The sequence below is a fragment of the Nostoc sp. genome, assembly GCF_036917535.1.
Taxonomy (GTDB): domain Bacteria; phylum Cyanobacteriota; class Cyanobacteriia; order Cyanobacteriales; family Nostocaceae; genus Nostoc.
This window is the reverse complement of sequence record NZ_JBALDA010000026.1, coordinates 23,839-45,580: the sequence shown is the minus strand read 5'-3', so window position 1 is coordinate 45,580 and position 21,742 is coordinate 23,839. Positions and strand designations below refer to the sequence as shown.

Here is a 21,742-nt window from a genome sequence, read left to right as displayed (position 1 = left end):
TGCAATCCAGCTTCAGCACCTCTGAAGGCAGCATCTTTAACACTTGGCCTTAAACTTCACATTTGTTCGCTAGCTAGCTGTAAAAAATTTAAGTAGCAGTATTTGACATGCTTTAAAGCCATTTTATTTAATATTTCATTTGGAACTATTGATCAATTTTCCTTTTGCATACTTCTTTACTATCTACCCAGTACTGAAAAGGATCGTCTAGTCCTTTACCAGCGCGATCGCACAGCATTTCAATGTCCTTATCATTATTCCCACTGTTTAACAAATCCCAATAGAAGCGAGCTTTACCATTAGGCGTTGACACAATAAACTCTCGCGCTGATATACCTACCATTTGTTGACTTGGTGCTACAGCGTCATGTACCTCTTTGGCAGTATCTACAAAAGCCCATTCATAGCAGTACTACACTCAATGCGTTCAAAGTTAAAAATCTTTGTAAATGCCGTCTACGACTGTTTTGTTGTATAGGCAAAGGTAACGTTGCCGCTAGTCTTTCTAACTTTACTTGCTTTTGGTTTTGTAGTAACCATACCAACATCTTCAGTGTAATTAACTGCGATTTCTTTAGATACTTTTCTAGGAACTCTTGATAGAATGAGGGCAACATTATAGTGACGGTCTTGTTTAATGGATGAGACCGTTCTTTTTTACCATTAAACTGTACCCCATAGATAAGCGCTTAATAGCAGCACCGTTCATTCTCAATAAAACTACCATTTTTTCAAGGGGTATGTGCCTCCCAAACCTTTAGCTGGCTTAGTTTTGTGATGATTGTCGCCCCCTGAAGTTCTCAAGATAGATGAGGTTTATATAACGATACGTTCACAATTATTACCTCATTCAGGGTAACTGAAAGGAGTTGGAGCAAAGTTAGTTAATTTGCCGCTGTTTGAGCTTCTTGATAGATTATTTCTTGGAACTGGATCATATCTTTTTGTGGATCGGCGTGGCTAACTTTCACCACTATCTGTTCGCCTAAGTTCACAGAACGTTTGAAGGCCATTGGCAACTGCAAGCCCAAATCTTCTAACAAAATTAGGGCTAAGTTGCTGTCTTCTCGCAGCCACATCAACACTGTCACATCCCAAGTTTCCTCTGGATGACGGCGTAAATACTCTAGTGCATAATATCTATTAGTTTGTCGTTCTACCATCGTCACCTCTTGGGTGATGCTGGTGACAGTCATCATCACTTCTTTAAGTTGATCTGCGGAAAATGGCAGAACTTCACCCCGCAAATGGGCTTTCAGTTGGAAATGGGTGAGTAAGTCACTGTAGCGGCGGATGGGAGAGGTTGCTTGGGTGTAGGTATCTAAGCCCAAACCAGCATGACGCAAAGGCGTAATGCTCATTTCACTCTTGGGCATACAACGACGCATGGCGCAAGCGCGAACGAATCCGGCTGGAAGTAAAAGCAATTCCTCATCTGGAGGTAATTCTGGTTGCGGTTGACCGCGAAAGGGCAAAGGTATGTTATGAGTTTTACCATAACGAGCCGCAACTTCACCGGCAACAATCATCATTTCTGCTACCAGTTGCCGCGATGGGGAATCGTCCAAAATATCAATGTGGATTTCCTCACCTTTAACTTTGATCGCCGCTTCTGGCATAGTGATGCTAATTGCCCCTTGGGCGTAACGCCAAGCTTTGCGCCGCTGTGCCCAAGTGGCGATCGCCGCAATTTCCGGTTCTGCTTGTACCCGTAATTGCAGCATTTCATCTACATCTTCGTAGGTGAGGCGATAAGTCGGTTTAATCAAGCTGGTATGAATGCTGTAATCTTCTACTGCCCCAGTTGTACCTAGAATAATCCCGAAGCTGAGAGCGCAACAAACCCTTCCCTGGATCAGACTCATTGGTCCAGTTGCCAATACCTCTGGAAACATCGGAATCATTCCCGTAGGTAAATAGACTGTACTACCGCGCTTTCTGGCTTCCAAATCTAATTCATCTTCCGGTACTAACCATCTAGTGGGATCGGCGATATGCACCCACAAGCGTTCTTGTCCATCGGGTAGTACTTCCCAACTTAGACCATCGTCGATCTCTGTAGTAGTTTCATCATCAATGGTATAAACCTTCAGGTGAGTCAGATCAAGGCGGTTTGTATCTGAGTCAATCGGCGGGAAATCCAAACGCTGTTGCGCCACTTCTAATACCTTATGAGGAAATTGAATTGGAATTGAAGAACGACGCAGGAACAAGTTTTCATAAGGACTCCAGCAACCCAAATCCACCAATAGTTGAAAAGCTCCTTGGGGTGTTGTGGGTCGTCCCAGCATGGTCATAGTTTCTAATACTGGAGCACTGGGCGGATAAGCACGAGCCAAGGAGTCATAATTAACCCCCGTCCGCACAGTGTCAGCTATTAGCGCTGCATATTTTTCTAGTCCTTCTAAGCGCTGGCGATCATGGCGCCCCCACTCTACTGCTTCACCTTTGAGCGCCTGCTCTACGCGAGTTAAAAATTCCTGCTGTCCTTTAGCTTTTAGTGCCTCTACTTCCAGTTGGTGCTTGCGTTCTGCTACTTGAGTAGCAGTTCTCGGCTCGTAAGCGTCTCCTTTTTGCTTGAAATAAAGTTTGTCGTCTGATAACAAGCAATAGGCGGCGTAACAAGGAGGTGCGGCTGATTCTGAAAATAGCAGATTCGCCATTTGGTCTGGGGTAACTGTTTCCCCATCTTCAACCAGTAATTCCCAAGCCACTTCTAAACTAGATGGGTCTAAATAAGGCTTGATCTGCTCCAAAAAGCTGGCAATCTCAGAAGGCTTGTAAGTTTGTCCGGTAACTGTATAGGTTATTTGTCTAGGCGCGAGGCTGTGGGATTGACCACGTTCGTCTACCACAAACCAGCGGGTTTTACCGTCTGGACGTTCTACGATGCCCAGACGGCGATCGCCTTGAACCCTAAATTCAACTAGCGTCCCCTTCTCCACAACTCTCGCACTCTAATTTGGTGAACAGTCTCAATAGTTTTAAGTTAGGAGTTAGGAGTTTTGATTCTTAACTCCTGTACAGACGCGATTATCAGTTATCAGTTATCAGTAGTTGGGAGGGTTTAAGTCCCCCACTTTCTTAGTGGTAGGCGTTGGTGGCGCTTATCTGCCCCTCACCATACGCCTTCATGACTGTTTACTGTTCTCTGTTTTAATGCGTCTCTCCTCTTTTTAGCCTTCGGCATTGATAAATGGCAACAAAGCCACAATCCGCGAACGTTTAATTGCTAATGTCAACTCTCGCTGTTGCTGAGATGTAAGCCCGGTAATCCGACGTGGCAGTATCTTTCCCCGCTCGGTGACAAACTTACGCAATAAATCAACATCTTTATAATCGATTGGTTCTCCTGGCTTGATCGGAGAAAGGCGACGACGGAAATAACTCATCTTTTTTACTTAATTTCCTTGTGAACGGTATGTTTGTTGCAGTGGGTGCAGAACTTTTTCAGCTCTAGCCTGTTAGTGGTGTTGCGGCGATTCTTCGTACTGGTATAACGTGAAACACCAGCAGAACGCTTATCTGGATTTGTCCGGCACTCAGTACACTCTAGTGTGATAATTATGCGGACACCTTTACTCTTAGCCATAATCTTACAAACAGTGAAGCCTGAAGAGAATTAACACAAATGACTATCTTCTCACATTTCGCCGCATATTTTCAACTAATCTTTTAATTTTTATATCGAGCGAGTAGCCACGACGCGACGAAACAATGAAAGTTCCACAATAGCGATCGTGTAAAGCCTGCCGCATCTGGGTATCAGAAAAGGCAGTCCCGCAATCAATTGCTAGGGGAATTACTAGCAGTATAGCAGTGGGATTGGCTCTAATATTACTTAGGGCAATTGACACTAATAAAGCACCCAAGCCAATAATCGCCTCTCGCTTCAGCAGTGAGGGCAAATCTGGAATTCTGCCCACTACTTCCCCATCTTCAACTTCCAATACCTTTAAATCAAATGCCCAACGCCCTAAACTTTGCCCTTGGTTGTTGTATACCACTAGCACCCGTAAAACCAGCCAAAGTATTACAAAAACTAAGATTTCAACAAATTGAATCCCGATATCGCTGCCTCCCAGTAGAGAACTGATTAACCAGACACCAAGGAAATCAAGTCCCAGTGCCATACCTCGTCGCCCAATCTCAGCCTTGGGATAGTGTTTTTGGGGAACTCGTTCGATTGTCATACAAAACAAGTATTTTTATTTAGGGGTTGGGAAATAGTGATTGGTCAAGGAATTTCTTGGTTGAGGCAGGGGAGGAAAGAGAGTTATTAAACAATAATTCATTTCTCCCCTTGCTCCTCTTCTCCCCCTGCCTCAAGAGCTCACCTCAACAAATAACTCTCTTAACCGAACCGTATTGGGGGTTGGGAAATAGCGATCGCTCCTGTTTTTAATATTAAGATGATGACTCAGCTAGTTGCTGCGCTATAAAAGAACAAAAACCAGTCAACAAAAATTTGTGCAACTAACAACTGCATAACTCAAAAATAGGATTAAGCTCCTATGGCAGTTTTGATACTTTGCTGATACTTAGTAAGCATCTTACAGAGTAAGTAGAGCGATGCAAATAAAGCTAATTAGCAAGAATCGTCATTTATCATTTGTCATTGGTCATTTGTAAGGGTTTCAGGTATCTTTACGTTTATTAATATAGTTAGGTTTATTCTCCCCGACTTACTTAACCGTTACACTAATGGATGCAATATACAGTAGGGTTGTATATCTGTATTGTATTGTTGTAGAAACTTAATTCTAATTAATTCCGGGGTTGCATTGATGACACATCTATTTACTAGAACAGCTATTAGTATGGTGACGACTACTGCTTTAACGTTAGCGATCGCCATAACCACTAACGACCTAGCTCATGCTGCTGAGTTCAACTTTAACTGGAAAGGAGACACAGGTTACTCAGCTAAAGGTTCATTTAACTACGATACAACAACTGCTCCCAGCGTCATTTCTGAAACAGGCTTGGGAGCTACGAAGAACTTGCAATCTCTGTCAATTTCCTTCTTTGATCCCTTGAGTAATCTCATAAATAGTTTCACTCCCATACTTAGTGGTGTATCTTACTACGGCTATTTGAGATTCAACTTTGATAGCACTACCCAGAAAATCTTTGGTTCCTTTGATGTTGGCAAGGATGATGAGTCTCCTAGTGACTCATGGCTTAATAATAATCTCGCACTCATAGATGAAGGTTTTAGCAATCAGGTTCTAGCTAAAAAATTTCATTTGAGCAAGAGAGATGCAGTAAGCACAGAGCAAATACTAGATTTAAGCAACAATTCGGTTCAGGTATCCAAAGTCCCCGAAGGAAGCATAATTATCGGTTTACTAGCAGTGTGTAGTTTGGGATTTACCGCTCGTAGAAATCTAGACAAAGCTATCCAAGAGTAGACTCAGAGGATGTTTGAAAAGTGATTGGCTGTAATTTTAGGCACTTGTTGATCTCCCCTAACCCCCTTTAAAAAAAGGGGAACCAGAATCAAAGTCCCCCAATTTATCAGGGGATTTAGGCGAATCTAAAACGTTTTGCTACCGAGCAGAAGACTTTTAAAACATCCTCTCAGTGTTACTTTACAGGGATAAAAGAAAAGTTGGAGGCGATCACTATGTTATCAGTCAGCGATGCACAAGCAATTATTTTAAATTTGGTGCAGCCGTTGGATCATCAACGAGATACAGAAGTTGTAGATTTCTTGACAGCAGATAATCGGATTTTGGCAGTGCCTGTTAACAGTCCACTAGATTTTCCTCATTGGGATAATTCGGCAATGGATGGCTACGCAGTTCGCTACGAAGATGTACAGCACTCTAGCGCCGAACAACCAGCTGTTTTAGAAATTGTTGAAGAGATTCCGGCTGGGTATCAGCCCAAGTCTACAATTCAACCAGGGCAAGCCGCACGAATTTTCACGGGTGCGGTGATTCCAGCAGGTGCGGATACTGTAGTCATGCAAGAGAAGACACGCCCCGAGGAAAACCGCGTATTTATTCTAGCTGCACCAAAACCGCAAGAATTTGTCAGACACAAAGCATCTTTTTATCAAGCTGGAACACAACTACTACCAGCAGGAATTAAGTTAAATGCCTCAGAAATTGCCGTATTGGCAGCAGCACAGTGTCCACAATTAAGTGTTTATCGCCGCCCGCGTGTGGCAATTTTTTCCACTGGTGATGAGTTGGTGACAATCGATAAACCGTTACAACCAGGGCAAATTGTGGATTCTAATCAGTATGCGCTGGCAGCTTTGGTAAAGGAAAGTGGCGCAGAACCGTTAATTTTAGGAATTGTGAAAGACGATCCAATTGCTCTGGAGAAAGTTATTGCCCACGCTATTGCGATCGCTGATATAGTTCTCTCTTCTGGTGGTGTCTCAGTGGGTGATTATGACTATGTTGACAAAATTCTAGAGTCACTAAAAGCAAAAATCCCCATTCGGACTGTAGAAATTAGTCCAGGAAAACCCCTTACTGTCGCCACATTCCCCAGTACAGATGCGATTAATCGCGTATCCCCACTCTATTTTGGCTTACCAGGGAATCCTGCTGCTGTGTTGGTGACATATTGGCGGTTTGTGCTACCAGCAATCAAGAAACTTTCGGGAATTACTGAAGGTTGGGAACCAGTATTTTTGAAAGTGCGATCGCATGATGAATTGCGATCAAATGGCAAACGCGAAACTTACCTTTGGGGTAAATTGCATTTAATAGATGGAGTTTACGAATTTCACAAAGCTGGAGGTAGTCACAGTTCTGGGAATTTAATTAATTTAGCTCAAACCAACGCCTTAGCTGTTCTACCTGTAGGTAAAACATTAATTTCTCCACAAGAAGAGGTGCAAGTTTTGCAGCTTAGTAATGGGTAATAGGGACAAGGGGGACAAGGAGGAATTATTGAATAAATCTTTTCCCGTTCTTCCCCCTCTTCCTTGTCTACCCTGTCTCTTTTCAATCCCCAATGCCCAATGCCCAATGCCCAATCTTAAAATACCTGCTCAAAAGCCTCAATCAAGTTGTTAACTTCCTCAAGGGTGTTGTAATGCACCATACTTACCCGGACTATTCCACCTTGGGAGGCTAACCCCAAGTATTCAATCAGTCGTTTAGCATAAAAGTCCCCATAGCGAATCGCAATATAATGTTGGTCAATTTTTGCCGGAATAGTCGAGCTATTTATTCCATCGACGACAAAAGATATAGTTGGTACACGAGTTTGGCGGTCAGCCTTTGATTGACCAATCAATCGCACATTCGGCTTACTGTTGAGGTAATTGAGGAGGCGATCGCTTATCTTTTCTTCATGTATGCTAATTAAATCAAACGCTTGCACCATTTGATTTCTCAAATCAGGTGCAGTTTCATCCCCGTAGTGCAGTTGTGCTAATTCACTTAAATAATCACATAAACCTAACATTCCATAACTTAATTCAAAATTCACATTCCCTAACTGAAATTTATAAGGTATGTCTGTCTGGTCAATAAAATAATGGTTAAGACCAGGCAATCTTAATAAATGTTCTTCTTTACCATAAAGTAAGGCATGATGCGGCCCATAGACTTTATAAAAACTCAAAGTATAGAAATCAACATCTAAATCCTGGACATCAACTAATCTGTGAGGTGCATAAGCTACACCATCTACACAAATCATGGCGTTGCGATCGTGTACAAATGCAGCAATTTCTTTAATTGGGTTGATGGTTCCCAGAACATTAGAAGCATGAGTCAAGGCTACCAATTTTGTGCGCTGACTCATTAATGGTTCTAAATCTGCTAAATGAAGTTCCAAAGTCTCTGGACGAACTTGCCACACTTTAACCTTCATTCCTTGTTTTTCAAGAGCTAACCAAGCACCAATATTGGCCTCATGGTCACAATTAGTAACAATAACCTCATCACCAGGTGTAAAGGTTTGACCCAGACACATTGAGAGAACTTTCAACATCATTGTAGTAGATGGGCCCATAACCACTTCTTTAGAAGAATTGGCATTAATGAAAGTAGCCATTCCCCTAGTTGCTAGAGCCAATCGTTCTCCAGCCAGTTGAGAAATCGCATAAGAGGCTCCTAACTGGACATCAGAACTTAGGAGAAATTCGCTAATTCTATCTACTACTTTTTTCAAAGTTTGTGACCCACCAGCATTATCAAAAAAAGTCCATTCACCAGCTAGAGCAGGAAAATATTGACGAACTTTATCAAGATTCAAGATCATAGTATAAGTAAGTTTTCTAAAGAATGTTCTTTACCCTAGCCTACCTTTTGACAAGTCGCCCAGAGAACATCTACATTCTCTTTTGATGTTTTCAACTTGTTGTGCCAGCCTTCTTGTTCTAGACATCTAGTGAGAAAGAATGTAGAAAGATGTAGCAGTGCTATGTTTCTACAAGGGTTCTAGATAATGCATATTATTTAATTTCTGGAGATGTCTTCTACAAGAACCTATCTAAAGAGGGTATACTTAAACCCATAATAAAGCGTATTTTACTATTTGTAACTATACAAGTTACACCCCTTTCCAAACCTCACTCCACTTGCTTTCATAGCAAGAAGGCTAAGAGCGAACAAGTCAGTCGAGACGACCAACGTAGTGGCAACCCTTATAAAGGGGAAAGTGGTCGGATATTTCTGTATCTCATATTGGTGTAGCCTCTGTCTTTGAGACGCTGTTCGCGTTCGTAGAGAAGTTGAAATCTCCTGTATTTAACTTTTAGCAACTATTAATGTCTTGATTCTTCACAATTATCGCCAATTTTCTTTGATAAGTTTAAGGGAGAGTCAAAGCAACTATTGTTTTGAGTCTTAATTCCTTGATTGAAAATAAAGGAACGACTTATGAACACTACGGTTAAATATGACATCAACGTTATCAAGCAAGAAGCACTTCAACTTGTTAAAAAGAGACTTGTTAATCGCCAGCAGCCAATTTATACCCTCTGTAAATATATTCCTCATCGTGACTGGGTTAACTTTGAACTTGAGTTAGAAAAGAATGAATTTCTATTCAGAGATAGAATTATCGATTTACTGAATCACGAATCTTGGGAAGATGATTGACGCTGCATAAAGCTAAACTACTATTAGCTACATCCTAATACAATCAAAATTAAAAATTCATTTTCCAACATTAAAAACTCTCGAATTAATTGGGGGCTATAACCAAAAGATTATTAAAGTAAGCAATAAATCTTGATGGATGGCTGAGGTGTTTAAAAAAGATAAGAGAACCCTCGCTAGCGTGGCAATAGTTCTCTGTTAAGCGAGTTGGCACAATAAAAACAAGCTGTGTGAAGAAAAGTAAACAATGCTCAAACCCTTTTTCTTCCTTCTTTATCCCAACAATAATTATTGACACCGAGCTACGGTATACACACAAGTTTTTTAGAGTTGTCCTCCAAATCGTGGAAAGCCAAACTGACATAATTATTGTCAAACCTCTGGCTGGAAACAAGATGAGTTTCGTGGTCAGTCATTTTTCCAGTTTCTTCATCCAGATGACTTGCCTCAAGTGATGAAAAGTATCACAGCTTTAGGAGCTTCAGACTATCCCTTGACTAATTGTGAGCGATGTGCATAACAGTTAATGGTATCCGCTACTTTCAATGGAATGCGATCGCAATTCCTAATGACAAAAGAGAAGTTGTTGAAATACAACAGGTAGGCAGAGATATTACCGAACAGCAAGCCGCGCTACATGACCGCCAACTTACCGAAGCCGCCTATGCCAAAGTGAAGAGAAATTTCGCACTTTTTCCGAAAATACCCACCCAATGATCTAGATTGGAAGCGCAAATTCATTCTATCCTTTGTACAATAGTCCTGCTTATAAGAAGATTTGGGGTCGATCTTTCCAAGGTCCAAATCGGATTTTTATGTAGTTATCAACTCATAATTTTAGATGATAATGTAGTAAACAGCTTGTAATCTGCTTACATTTGATTAAATTTTGCTAAAACTTGCTGAATTTAATTTATTGTAAATTAATTTTGAACTTTAAATTGTTAATTATTATAGTGTAATGTTCTACTAGCGATCGCTCCAATTTTGCTTTACTGCTGAATCGAAAATAGTATTTTATACCTGATTGAGAAAGAAACTTGTTTTATAATTTACTCTTGTCCGTTTACCCACTCTCTCATCCTATAGATTTGAAGTTATCACAACCTTTCATCCCAGAGCTAGAAGCGAAAAATTTGATAGTATTTTATCATCGTGGAGGAAATATACCTCATAAAACCGAAAAATAGAAAAAAATGAGGTTATTACCTAGCTAAATTTCTGGAATTCGTCATCATGTATGAACTAATTCAAGCTATCTCCAACGGTGATGAAAAAACTGCTCTACATCAGTTGATTTATACCTTGAGGGCTTCAGGTAAGCATTACTTCCTAAGAAATGAGATTTTGCTTTTCTTTGCCGATTACTGTCATCAATCCCAAAAGCCAGCCTATTTTTACCACTCTTCTTCTGTTGGCAAATTAATACAATACACCCATGAAATAATTCTCGAAGAAGAAAGTACTTGGTTCGTGATTCGACCGAAGATTGCGAATCAAGAAGTTTGGCAACTGACGGCCGATTTTAGTAGGTTCGAGCAGATGACGCCTCAAGCGCTGTTAGATGTGAGAGATCGTCTAGTCAATCGCTACCAACCCCATATCCTGGAAATCGACCTCCACCCCTTCTATGAAAGTTCTCCAAGAATTGACGACGCTAGAAATATTGGTCAAGGTTTAGCCTTTCTCAACCGTTACCTATGCAATCAATTGTTGACTGACCCTCAATATTGGGTAGAAATGTTATTTCAAGCATTACATGGGCTGCAATACAATGGTATTCGCCTATTGTTGAGCGATCGCATTCCCTCCGGTATTCAGTTGGCTAAACAAATTAAACAAGCGCTAAAATTTCTGAGTGAGCGATCGCCTGATGAACCTTATGAAAAATTCCGCTTTGACCTCCAAGAACTCGGCTTTGAGCCAGGTTGGGGTAACACTGCGGCGCGAGTCTCCGAAACTTTACAACTTCTCGACCGACTCATTTACTCCCCAGAACCTGGCATCTTAGAAACATTTGTAGCCCGCGTCCCCGCCGTCTTTCGCGTTGTCCTCATCTCCATCCACGGCTGGGTGGGACAGGAGGATGTTTTGGGAAGAGATGAAACACTCGGTCAAGTTATCTACGTCCTCGAACAAGCTCGCAGCTTAGAAAACGAACTGCGCGAACAAGTCAAACTTGCTGGACTCGACCAGCTAGGCATTAAGCCCCATGTAATTATTCTCACTCGACTAATTCCTAACTGTGAAGGCACATTTTGTAACCTCCGCTTAGAAAAAGTTCAAGATACTGAGAATGCTTGGATATTGCGCGTTCCTTTTGGTGAATTCAATCCAGAAATCACCAATAATTGGATTTCTAAATTTGAAATTTGGCCTTATTTAGAACAATTTGCGCTTGATGCGGAAAAAGAATTACTAGCTCAATTCAAAGGTAAACCTAATCTGATTGTTGGCAATTACAGTGACGGGAACTTAGTAGCCTTTCTCTTATCTCGCCGAATGAAAGTTACTCAGTGCAATATTGCTCATTCTTTGGAAAAACCTAAACATCTATTTAGCAATTTATATTGGCAAGATTTAGAAGATCAATATCACTTCTCAGCACAATTCACTGCCGATTTAATTAGCATGAATGCAGCCGACTTCATCATTACATCGTCCTATCAAGAAATTGTTGGTACACCCGACACCATAGGTCAATACGAGTCGTACAAGTGGTTTACAATGCCGCAGTTGTATCATGTGGTTGATGGCATTGATTTGTTTAGTCCTAAATTCAACTTAGTGCCACCGGGAGTAAATGAAAATATTTTCTTTCCCTATAGCCACAAAGAAGACCGAGATCCTGACCTTCGTACACAAGTTTCCAAGCTACTCTTTAGTCGCGAAGACCCTCAAATATTTGGTCAGTTAGATCACCCTCATAAGCGACCAATCTTTGCTGTTTATACCATCAATTCAATCAAAAACTTCACTGGTTTAGTTGAATGTTTTGGTAAAAGTCAGGCGTTGCAAGAGCGTTGTAACCTAATCCTCTTAAGTAGTAAATTGCATCAACATGAAGCTACAAACTCAGAAGAAGCAGAAGAAATTCAAAAACTCCATGACATTATTGAGCAATATCATCTTTATGGCAAGATTCGCTGGGTGGGAATGCGTATCCCCAGTAGTGAACTCGGCGAAGCCTACCGAGTAATTGCCGATTATCAGGGAATTTATGTCCATTTTGCTCTTTTTGAATCTTTTGGTCGGAGTATTTTGGAAGCGATGATTTCTGGCTTGCCAACTTTTGCTACTCAATTTGGCGGTTCTTTAGAAATTATCGAGAACAAAGAAAATCAATTTAATGTCAATCCTACAGACTTAGAAGGAACAGCAACAAAAATTTTAGACTTCCTTGAACAATGCGATACTCATACTGAATACTGGCAAGAAGTTTCAGAATGGATGAGTCAGCGAATTCATCACAAATATAATTGGCATTTACATAGCAATCAATTACTACTGCTTGCTAAAATGTTTAGTTTTTGGAACTTTGTTGCTCCCGAAAATAACGAAGCCAGAGATCGCTACATGGAAACCTTATTTCATCTCATTTATAAACCCAGAGCCGAAAAGATTTTGGAAGGATAAGGGGGGATGAGGGAGTGGGGAGTAGGCAGTGGGAAAGCAAGGGAGCAGGGGAGAGTTAGAACTGGATTCATCCACCTTTAAACTCCTTTCATCCACCTTTGAACTCCGTTCATCCACCTCAAAACTAGATTCATTTAGCTCAAAAACTCAAAATCATTAATCCCCAATTTATGCAAACAAAAGGTCGTTCTCGTAATTTTATCTACACAGACTGGATATTAATCGAAACCCAGTTTGACCCTGAGCAATTGCAATCCAAAGAAACCGTTTTTACAATCGGCAATGGATACCTGGGAACAAGAGGCAGTTTTGAGGAAGGTTATCCTCATGCATTGCCAGCTACTTTTATCCACGGTGTCTACGATGATGTGCCTGTGGTATACACTGAACTGGTAAATTGCCCTGACTGGCTCCCTTTGGTAGTGATTGTGAATGGCGATCGCTTCCGTCTCGATCAAGGTGAGATATTGCGCTATGATCGCCAGCTTGATTTACGCCAAGGACTAGTGATTCGTACTGTGCGTTGGCGCTCTCCTAGTGGGAATACCGTAGACATTAGCTTTGAACGCTTTGCTAGTCTTGCAGATCCGCACGTGTTGGCGTTACGCTGCGATGTAACGCCAGTAGATTTTGAGGGGTTAATCGAAATTCAAGCTAGCATCAACGGCTATCCCGAAAATCAGGGTTTAAATCACTGGGAAGAATTAGACCAGGGCAAGATTAACCAAGGAATCTGGTTGCAACGCCGCACCCGCAGTTCCCGAATTGAACTCGGTATGGCAGCTAAAATGACAATATCAGGCACTGAAGCACCTTTGCAATTCAATACCGCACCTGGTTATCCTACCTTGAGTACGACCTTTTTGGCTAAAACGCAGCAGACCGTAACAGTGGAAAAACTCGTGACAGTTTTTACTTCGCGGGATATAGAAACACCAGTTCCAGCAGCTCAAGAAAAACTCACACAGTTGCCAGACTACGCAACATTACTAAAAGCTCAGAAACAGGCATGGGATGAGGTTTGGCAGCAAAGTGACATCCTGATTGAGGGGGATAGCACAGCTACTTTTGCTGTTCGCTACAATCTGTTTCAGTTGCTAATTGCTGCCTCACGCCATGATGACAAGGTGAGTATTCCTGCTAAAACCCTTTCGGGGTTTGGTTATCGCGGTCATATTTTTTGGGATACAGAAATTTTTATACAGCCCCTGTTTCTGTTTACTCAACCAGCGATCGCCCGTAATTTACTCAGTTACCGTTGGCACACCTTACCAGGAGCTAGACGCAAGGCAGCCCATTACGGTTATAAAGGAGCAATGTTTGCTTGGGAAAGTGCTGATTCTGGAGATGAAGTGACACCACGTTGGGCTATCGGTAGTGATTTTTATGGTGAAGACGTGCGGATTTGGTGTCGCGATCGCGAAATTCATATCAATGCAGATATCCCTTACGCAGTCTGGAACTACTGGCGAGCGACTGGTGATGATGACTGGATGCAAAGCTACGGTGCAGAGGCGATCTTGGATGCCGCGATTTTTTGGGGTAGCCGGGTGGAATTTAATTCTGAGCGCGAACAGTATGAAATTCGGGGAGTAATCGGAGCGGATGAATACCATGAATTCGTCCACAACAACGCCTTTACAAACCGGATGGCGCAATGGCATCTAGAGAAAGCGATCACAGTTTATGATTGGTTGGTTCATAAATTTCCCGAACGAGCCACCGAACTAGAACAAAAGCTAAAGCTAACCCCAGAGGAGCGATCGCACTGGCAAGATATCATTGCCAAAATATTGTTTTTCCATGACCCATCAACAGAACTAATCGAGCAATTTGAGGGATTTTTCCAATTGGAAGATGTCAACTTAGCAGATTATGAACCACGCGATCGCTCTATGCAACCGATCTTGGGTATGGAGAAAACCAATAAATCTCAAGTACTCAAGCAGCCAGACGTATTAATGCTCTTATATTTAATGCGGGAATCAGCAGATTTTCCCTACAACGAAAAAGCATTGCAGACAAACTGGGACTACTACGCACCCCGCACTGATATTACTTATGGTTCGTCTCTTGGCCCAGCAGTTCAAGCGATTTTAGCTTCCGATTTGGGTAAATCAACCGCAGCTTACGCACAGTTTATGCAGGCGTTAATGGTGGATCTTGAAGATAACCGAGGTAACACCAACGATGGAATTCATGGTGCTAGTGCTGGTGGTATTTGGCAAGCTGTAATTTTTGGATTCGGCGGTATCCAATTAACTGAAAATGGTCCTGTAGCCAACCCCCACCTCCCTCCTAGCTGGACGCGACTAAAGTTTAAACTGCACTGGCGCGGGAAATGGCACGACTTCAATCTGCATCGAGGACTGGGGACTGGGGACAAGGGAGCAGGGGAGACAAGGGGACAAGGGGACAAGGGGACAAGGGAAATACTTAATCCCCAATCCCCAATACCCAATCCCCAATCCCTAAGCGAAGCGACCCATAACCCCAATATCCAAGGATTCATCTTCGATTTAGATGGTGTACTAACAGATACAGCAGAACTCCATTATTTAGCTTGGCAGAAGCTAGCAGATGAAGAGGGTATACCGTTTAATCGAGAAGCTAACGAAGCCTTGCGGGGTGTATCTCGTCGTGCTTCCCTGATGCTGATTCTGAGAGATAGACCGTATTCGGAAGCACAAATCGAGGAGATGATGGAGCGCAAAAATCGCTATTATGTCGAATTGCTCCAAAACATGACACCCCAGGATTTGTTGCCAGGTGCGATCGCCCTTTTGGATGAACTGCGGCAAGCTGGTATTAAGATCGGTATTGGTTCAGGGAGTAAAAATGCCCGCACAGTGCTAGAGCGATTGGGCATTATGGACAAAGTAGATGCGATCGCAGATGGTTACAGCGTACAAGAACCCAAGCCAGCACCCAACCTATTTCTGTACGCAGCCAAGCAGCTAGGAATCGAACCAGAGCAATCTGTGGTTGTAGAAGATGCCGCAGCAGGTGTTGAAGCCGCTTTAGCCGCTGGTATGTGGGCAATAGGACTCGGCCCCGTTGAACGAGTTGGAGCCGCTCATATTGTTTTGCCTAGCCTAGCAGGTATTAAATGGGCAGACCTACGAGAGCAATTGAGTAACATTTCCAGACAAAAATAGCGAACAAATGAGAACCGCTTGATTACTTACAGCAGATTTGAAGGGAGGTGAAGTACACAACGATTCGTCTTAAAGCCAGCTAGAAAGAGTGTTTTACTTCTGAATTCTGCTGTATTCAGTCCTAATCACCCAAAGAACTAAAATTACCTAAAATTACATTGAAATTACTGATAACTGCTAAACTCCAAAAGCTAAGATCGTCCAAGTAGGGAATCTAAAATAAAACCCAACTTTAAAATTTAGGAGCAAAAGCGTGAAATTGGACGATTTAGCTTTGCAGATAGAGAATATGCGTAAGCGCGTCGCCCTCTTGCAACGCCAGAGTGAACAGCAAAAAGCACAAGCAGATACTGAACTCGTCAACGCAGTATTTAAAGAAGTTTACCTAGCTTTGGAAGAACTCCAACTAGTAAATGAAGATTTAAAGCAGCAGAATGAAGAATTATCTAATACTCAACAGGCCTTGGTAGCACAAAGTCAGCGCTACCAAGAACTATTTGAGGAAGTACCAGACGCTTATTTTGTGACTGATACAAAAGGGATAATTCAGGAAGCTAACTCAGCCGCCACCACTCTACTCAACATTTCTAAAAGTTTATTATTGGGCAAATCCATAGGGATTTTTGTACTTGAAAAAGAAATAATTGCTTTTCATTTAAAATTAAATCATCTGCGCGATCGCGCCCAATGCCCAGACTGGAAAATGCAAGAGTGGGAAGTAAACCTGCGACCGCGTGACAAAACACCTACTATAGCTGCGGTTAAAGTGGTTGCTATCCGTAATCAATATAGTGAGTTAGTTAGTCTGCGCTGGCTATTACGCGATATTAGCGAAAGTAAGCGAACCCAAGCCAAGCTGCAATGGGCAGAAGAGGCGATGCGACAAGCGCTTGCTAAAGAAAGGCAGTTTAGCGAACTTAAATCCCGCTTGCTTACCATCACCTCCCATGAGTTTCGCACCCCTTTGGCTACCATCCACTCTTCTGCGGAACTACTAGAACATTATCGCCACCTCTGGAGCGAAGAGCGACAACATACCCACCTGCGTCGCATTCAAACATCAGTTATGCATATAACCCAGTTATTAAATGATGTATTGATGGTGAGTCAGGATGAAACAGGCAAGTTAGAGTTTAATCCAACACCCATAAATTTGGTGGAATTTTGCCGCGATATCTTTGAAGAATTACAACAGAGCGATCGCTCACAACATGCGATCATTTTTAGCAGTGAGTGCCAATGTGCAAGGGCTAATTTAGACGCCAAACTACTACGGCAAATCTTGAGTAATTTATTGTCGAATTGTCTAAAATACTCTCCCCTTGGTAGTACCGTTAGGTTTTCTGTAACCACTAGCAACGAGCAAGCTATATTTCAGACTCAAGACTCTGGTATTGGCATTCCCCCTTCTGACATTGAACATATCTTTGAACCCTTCTATCGCGCTACTAATACAGTCAATATCCCAGGAATGGGATTGGGGATGTCCATCGTCAAGCAAGCTGTAGATTTACACGGCGGCGAGATTACAGTCGAAAGTGCGATCGGTGCAGGAACTACCTTTACAGTCATTCTCCCATTTTCGAGAAATTTTCATGTATAGCGGCTTGCACTCAGAATTTTGGTACGCTCCCATTTGATAACGCCCTTTCACATCTAGTTCGCACATTCAGATAGCAGTTCTAGCGGGGGCAAGGAGAAAGAATGTTTGACGCTTTTCCCGAAAAACAGCAAAATGCAATTTAAATGTGGAACAATCTATTTAAATTTCAAAGTCCCTCTCCCAAGCTTGGAAGAGAGATTTAGGGTGAGAGCTTTTGATTTATGTAATAATTACTGACACAATTGGGTTGAAAACTAGACAGTCTAAACTTTTAAGTCAGTTTTCCCTTAGAGGATGTTTGAAAAGTGTCACACAACACATCAACTTTGACATTATCCCCCACCCCCGATGTATTGGGGGGCTTTAAGAAGCTATTTACCCACCCTTTCCAAGGGAGATTGGGGGTGTATTAGATACTTTTGCTAACAAAAATAGCTTTTCAGACATCCTCTTAAAAAGACTGGACTCTAATCAATCACTTTTATTTATTGAATTTAAAAAAAAAAGTAATTGCTTGTATGCTTTAAGGTCTTTAAAGTGGAGTTAGCCGGTCAACAATAAGTTGATTGTAAAGTTTTTCTTCGCAGTAGCTTAGAGAAACGAACTCAAAAACTTTGTATCTTGAAATATAAGTTTAAAATATTACGCCTGTGGTAATCTCTAACAAATCAGAATACGCACTTTTAGCCCTGTTAGAATTGGCAAGTTGCTACCCTAACGGTGAAGCCCTGCAAATTCGAGAGATAGCGGCATTGCAAGACATACCGAACCGCTATTTGGAACAACTCCTGGCAACATTAAGACGTGGAGGTTTAATTAAGAGTATACGTGGAGCCAAAGGTGGCTATGTTTTGGCACGAGATCCTGGAAAGATTACAGTGTTGGATGCTTTTAGCTGCATGGAAGGGTCAGATATTGTTGTCTCTGATTGTGAACCGACTCCCAACACGGTAGAAGGTGAGCTAATTCAGGAAGTTTGGCAGGAAGCACGTCAGGCTGCTAACTCCGTTTTAGAAAAATATACGCTCCAAGACCTTTGTGAACGCAGAGCAATCCGACAGCAGAAGGAACTCATGTATTACATTTAGGTAAAGATGAAGTCAGAAAATTTTCATCCTCAGTATGAAAGTAATAACAAGATCGCCTGTGAGGCTGTTATATGCCTGAAGTTAATTCTCAGCAGTCCATAAATAGTACCGCTACTCTTGTGGAAAGTTATGCAGCAGGAAAACGGGACTTTAGTAAAGCAGAACTGAGTAATGCTGATTTGCAAGGCATTAACTTAAAAGGATCTGACCTCAGCTATGCTGACTTAAGTGAAGCTAACTTGAGTAGCGCTAATTTGAAGGGAACTGATCTGAGCTTTGCCGATCTCAGCCAAGCTAATCTCAAGGATGCCGATCTTAGGGGAGCATTATTGATCTCAGCAAATCTTTGCCAAGCTGACCTTAAAGGAGCGAACCTGAAAAAAGCAGACTACGATCGCACCACCCATTTTCCCCAAGATTTCGACCCGGTGAAAGCAGGTATGCAGATTAAATTTGTAAATTATTGATTGAAGTTAAACGCTTGTACTTGTCTCAAGATAGAAGATTTTTTTCCCAAAAAATGTTGTATTTTGGTAAGAAAGCCTATCTATGAGGTTGACAATGGAGGCAAAAAGTGAAATCTCCAACCAACGCGCACCATTAATCACTGCTGGAATTTTTCTTGGTGTGGGTCTTGGAGGATTTCTTGATGGAATTTTACTGCATCAGCTCCTCCAGTGGCATCATATGCTCAGTAGCATTCGACCTCTAACAAACACGGCGAATATAGATTTGAACATGATATGGGATGGGTTATTTCATGCCTTGGATTGGGTATTCACCGTGGTAGGACTTGTGTTGCTATGGCGTGCCGGAGGGCGTGATGATGTTCCTTGGTCATCACAGACCTTTATTGGGTCACTAATGATTGGGAATGGGTTGTTTGACTTCGTTGAAGGTTTAATTGACCACCAAATTCTCGGTATCCATTATGTGAAACCAGGCCCAAATCAGTTAGTTTGGGATCTAGGATTTCTTGCATTCGGTGCGCTACTTATTGTTATCGGCTCGATAGTGATAAAAAAAGAGTCAACAGTCAATAGTCAATAGTCATGGGGCATTGGGCATGGGGCATTGGGCATTGGGCATAGGACATGTCAATAATCAATAGTTTTTCTCCCCCTGCTCCCCCTGCCTCCCCACTCCCCACTCGCTACTCCCCCCTTATGCCTACAGATACTTTTGAAAAAACTAGCTGGAGTTGGCAGCTTTCTCAATTCCAACAACAAGCGGGTGAATGGTGGGAATACCAGTTTTACCGCTTTGAACACGCTTTACCAGAATTACCTACTGGATGGTCAATTAGCCCCTGGCTAGCTGAATTGCTGAAATTTCTGTTTTGGCTGGTACTGGGATTATTTATAGCGTGGGTGGGTTGGCGATTATGGCGAAAATTCAGCCCTTATATTTATTCTTGGCAAAATAGAAGTGGCAATATCACTGATTTTCGCGTAAAAACTCGCTCCAATGAGTCATCGATTGCTCTTTTGTTGGAGCGATCGCAAGAATTTTACCGTCAAGGTAACTACCGTGAAGCTTGCCGTTGTGTTTATTTAGCAATGTTGCAGCAGTTGGATAAAAATGCGATTGCACCCCACAAACTCAGCCGCACAGATGGAGAATATCTGCAATTGCTGCGATCGTCTGTGACTCCCATACAGCCTTATGAAACTTTAATTACCATTCACGAGCAATTATGTTTTGGGAATGCTGATATTTTGCCAGACAATTATGAGCAGTGTCGGCAAGCTTATCGAGAAATTTCTCAAGAATGAAGAGAATGCAGGGATAGGGATACTAATACCAATTCAAAATTCAAAATTCAAAATTCAAAATTAAGAAAGCCAGACAGAACAAAGGTTTGAGAGTATGTATCTGTCGCATTCTTTTTTCAAAATGAAAAGCCCAAAATCATCGCTTGAAACCCTTATTATTTCGTCAACTTTCCAAATTTTTCAGTCTACTGAAAGTATTCCACGCTGATCCCCTTGTGTTAGATAATGGTGACGTGTTGGAAAGAAGTAGAGAAGATACCGTTGGCAATTTTTACTCTTTTGATGATAAGCCTGATTAATTAGTTTTCAGTGAGGGCAGCATTAAGCTTTTTAACTTTTGTAGTTCATTTGCCAACATGTAAAGAGCTGCTTCAACCCTAAAAAAGGAATTGAGGAAATATGACCTTAGTAACTCACCGTTTCATCGAAACTAACGGTATCAACATGCATATTGCCGAACAGGGGCAAGGTCCATTGGTGATCTTGTGTCACGGCTTCCCAGAATGTTGGTATTCCTGGCGGCATCAGTTATCGGCATTAGCGGAAGCTGGGTTCCACGCGGTAGCACCAGACCAGCGCGGCTATGGACAGACCTCAAGACCGGAACCAATTGAGGCATACCATATTTTCCAGTTGGTTGGTGATATTGTTGGTCTGGTTCATGCGCTGGGTGAGGAGCAAGCAATCATTGTTGGACACGATTGGGGCGCGCTGGTTGCCTGGTATTGTGCTCTACTCCGTCCAGACATCTTCCACGCTATCTGCCTGCTGAGTGTGCCCTATCTACCCCGCAGTTGGTCAGATATTCGACCGACAGAAGCAATGAAGCTGATGGCAGGCGAGCAGGAGTTCTATCAGCTGTACTTTCAAGAACCAGGTAAAGCTGAGGCGGAACTAGAGTCTAATGTTCGCGCTAACATACGTGCAATTCTCTACTCCGCTTCAGGAGATCCACCACCAGAAAAACGCTGGCGCTTCCTATTTAATAAGTCGGAGAAGTTAATAGACACAACTCACGTACCGGAGCAACTTCCGGCTTGGTTGACAGACCAGGATATCGACTTTTTCGCCTCTGAGTTTGAGCGGACTGGTTTCCGGGGCGGGTTGAACTGGTATCGAAACATGGATAGAATGTGGGAACTAACACCGTTTCTTAGCGGCGCAAAGCTTCGCCAGCCAACATTGTTTGTGGCGGGAGAAGCAGATGCAGTGATCACAATGTACCGTGAAGCATTCGACACCCTAGAGGAAAACGTGCCCAACCTGAAGCAGAAGGTATTGTTACCGAAGGCTGGTCATTGGATTCAGCAAGAACGCCCAGTCGAAGTTAATAGATTGCTCATCGAGTTTCTAACAGACCTCCAAATCCACAAGTCGATTACCTAAAAGTTCAACTAGTCTCAGA

The 21,742-nt window shown here is 42.2% G+C and carries 18 protein-coding genes and 1 pseudogene; 13 read left to right on the top strand and 6 right to left on the bottom strand.

Annotated elements, in window-relative coordinates; genetic code table 11:
• Positions 1-145: 145 nt before the first annotated feature.
• The 5 genes from V7K56_RS08715 to V7K56_RS08695 all read right to left on the bottom strand — a co-directional run bounded on the left by V7K56_RS08715 (position 146) and on the right by V7K56_RS08695 (position 4,193).
• Positions 146-313, bottom strand: a complete 168-nt coding sequence (locus V7K56_RS08715) for a hypothetical protein (protein WP_334909528.1) — start codon at positions 311-313, stop codon at positions 146-148.
• A 571-nt stretch (positions 314-884) separates the two neighbouring features.
• Positions 885-2,945 carry a ribonuclease catalytic domain-containing protein gene (locus V7K56_RS08710; protein ID WP_334909526.1) on the bottom strand — a complete coding sequence of 687 codons (2,061 nt, stop codon included), beginning with the start codon at positions 2,943-2,945 and terminating at the stop codon, positions 885-887.
• 231 nt (positions 2,946-3,176) lie between these two features.
• The gene (rpsR, locus tag V7K56_RS08705) at positions 3,177-3,392 is read right to left on the bottom strand and encodes a 30S ribosomal protein S18 (RefSeq protein ID WP_012411240.1); all 216 of its coding nucleotides are present in this window, start codon (positions 3,390-3,392) and stop codon (positions 3,177-3,179) included.
• A 5-nt stretch (positions 3,393-3,397) separates the two neighbouring features.
• A complete protein-coding gene (gene rpmG, locus V7K56_RS08700; protein WP_334909524.1) occupies positions 3,398-3,592 on the bottom strand; it encodes a 50S ribosomal protein L33 in 195 nt (64 codons plus the stop codon).
• 43 nt (positions 3,593-3,635) lie between these two features.
• Positions 3,636-4,193 (bottom strand): RDD family protein, encoded by a 558-nt coding sequence (locus tag V7K56_RS08695; protein WP_334909522.1) that lies wholly within the window; start codon positions 4,191-4,193, stop codon positions 3,636-3,638.
• Between the two features lie 594 nt (positions 4,194-4,787).
• Here V7K56_RS08695 and V7K56_RS08690 point away from each other — a divergent pair.
• Positions 4,788-5,414 carry a PEP-CTERM sorting domain-containing protein gene (locus V7K56_RS08690; RefSeq protein ID WP_334909520.1) on the top strand — a complete coding sequence of 209 codons (627 nt, stop codon included), beginning with the start codon at positions 4,788-4,790 and terminating at the stop codon, positions 5,412-5,414.
• 215 nt (positions 5,415-5,629) lie between these two features.
• Positions 5,630-6,886, top strand: coding sequence for a molybdopterin molybdotransferase MoeA (locus tag V7K56_RS08685; RefSeq protein WP_334909518.1), 1,257 nt, complete (start codon positions 5,630-5,632; stop codon positions 6,884-6,886).
• A gap of 116 nt (positions 6,887-7,002) precedes the next feature.
• On the opposite strand, the gene V7K56_RS08680 is transcribed toward V7K56_RS08685, so the two are convergent.
• Complete coding sequence (locus V7K56_RS08680; RefSeq protein ID WP_334909516.1) at positions 7,003-8,235, bottom strand: cysteine desulfurase-like protein; 1,233 nt, start codon at positions 8,233-8,235, stop codon at positions 7,003-7,005.
• A gap of 620 nt (positions 8,236-8,855) precedes the next feature.
• On the opposite strand from V7K56_RS08680, the gene V7K56_RS08675 reads away from it, so the two are divergent.
• From V7K56_RS08675 to V7K56_RS08625, 11 genes and pseudogenes are all read left to right on the top strand, one after another.
• Positions 8,856-9,077: a DUF4327 family protein gene (locus V7K56_RS08675; protein WP_104909503.1), complete on the top strand. Its 222-nt coding sequence runs from the start codon at positions 8,856-8,858 to the stop codon at positions 9,075-9,077.
• 415 nt (positions 9,078-9,492) lie between these two features.
• Positions 9,493-9,597: pseudogene (locus V7K56_RS08670) on the top strand (hypothetical protein); the annotation flags it as partial.
• A complete protein-coding gene (locus V7K56_RS08665; RefSeq protein WP_334909514.1) occupies positions 9,588-9,794 on the top strand; it encodes a hypothetical protein in 207 nt (68 codons plus the stop codon). The pseudogene V7K56_RS08670 and the gene V7K56_RS08665, both read left to right, overlap by 10 nt.
• A gap of 519 nt (positions 9,795-10,313) precedes the next feature.
• On the top strand, positions 10,314-12,713 hold the full coding sequence (locus V7K56_RS08660) for a sucrose synthase (protein ID WP_334909512.1): 2,400 nt from the start codon (positions 10,314-10,316) through the stop codon (positions 12,711-12,713).
• A gap of 170 nt (positions 12,714-12,883) precedes the next feature.
• Positions 12,884-15,871, top strand: coding sequence for a beta-phosphoglucomutase (pgmB, locus tag V7K56_RS08655; protein WP_334909510.1), 2,988 nt, complete (start codon positions 12,884-12,886; stop codon positions 15,869-15,871).
• Positions 15,872-16,124: 253 nt separating this feature from the next.
• Positions 16,125-17,474: a PAS domain-containing sensor histidine kinase gene (locus tag V7K56_RS08650; protein WP_334909508.1), complete on the top strand. Its 1,350-nt coding sequence runs from the start codon at positions 16,125-16,127 to the stop codon at positions 17,472-17,474.
• A gap of 650 nt (positions 17,475-18,124) precedes the next feature.
• The gene (locus V7K56_RS08645) at positions 18,125-18,562 is read left to right on the top strand and encodes an RrF2 family transcriptional regulator (RefSeq protein ID WP_334909506.1); all 438 of its coding nucleotides are present in this window, start codon (positions 18,125-18,127) and stop codon (positions 18,560-18,562) included.
• Between the two features lie 71 nt (positions 18,563-18,633).
• Positions 18,634-19,029 (top strand): pentapeptide repeat-containing protein, encoded by a 396-nt coding sequence (locus V7K56_RS08640; RefSeq protein ID WP_334909504.1) that lies wholly within the window; start codon positions 18,634-18,636, stop codon positions 19,027-19,029.
• A gap of 94 nt (positions 19,030-19,123) precedes the next feature.
• Positions 19,124-19,612, top strand: a complete 489-nt coding sequence (locus tag V7K56_RS08635) for a DUF2243 domain-containing protein (RefSeq protein ID WP_334909630.1) — start codon at positions 19,124-19,126, stop codon at positions 19,610-19,612.
• A gap of 116 nt (positions 19,613-19,728) precedes the next feature.
• Positions 19,729-20,337 carry a DUF4129 domain-containing protein gene (locus tag V7K56_RS08630; protein ID WP_334909502.1) on the top strand — a complete coding sequence of 203 codons (609 nt, stop codon included), beginning with the start codon at positions 19,729-19,731 and terminating at the stop codon, positions 20,335-20,337.
• A gap of 399 nt (positions 20,338-20,736) precedes the next feature.
• A complete protein-coding gene (locus tag V7K56_RS08625) occupies positions 20,737-21,723 on the top strand; it encodes an alpha/beta fold hydrolase (protein WP_334909501.1) in 987 nt (328 codons plus the stop codon).
• The last annotated feature ends 19 nt before the right edge of the window (positions 21,724-21,742 follow it).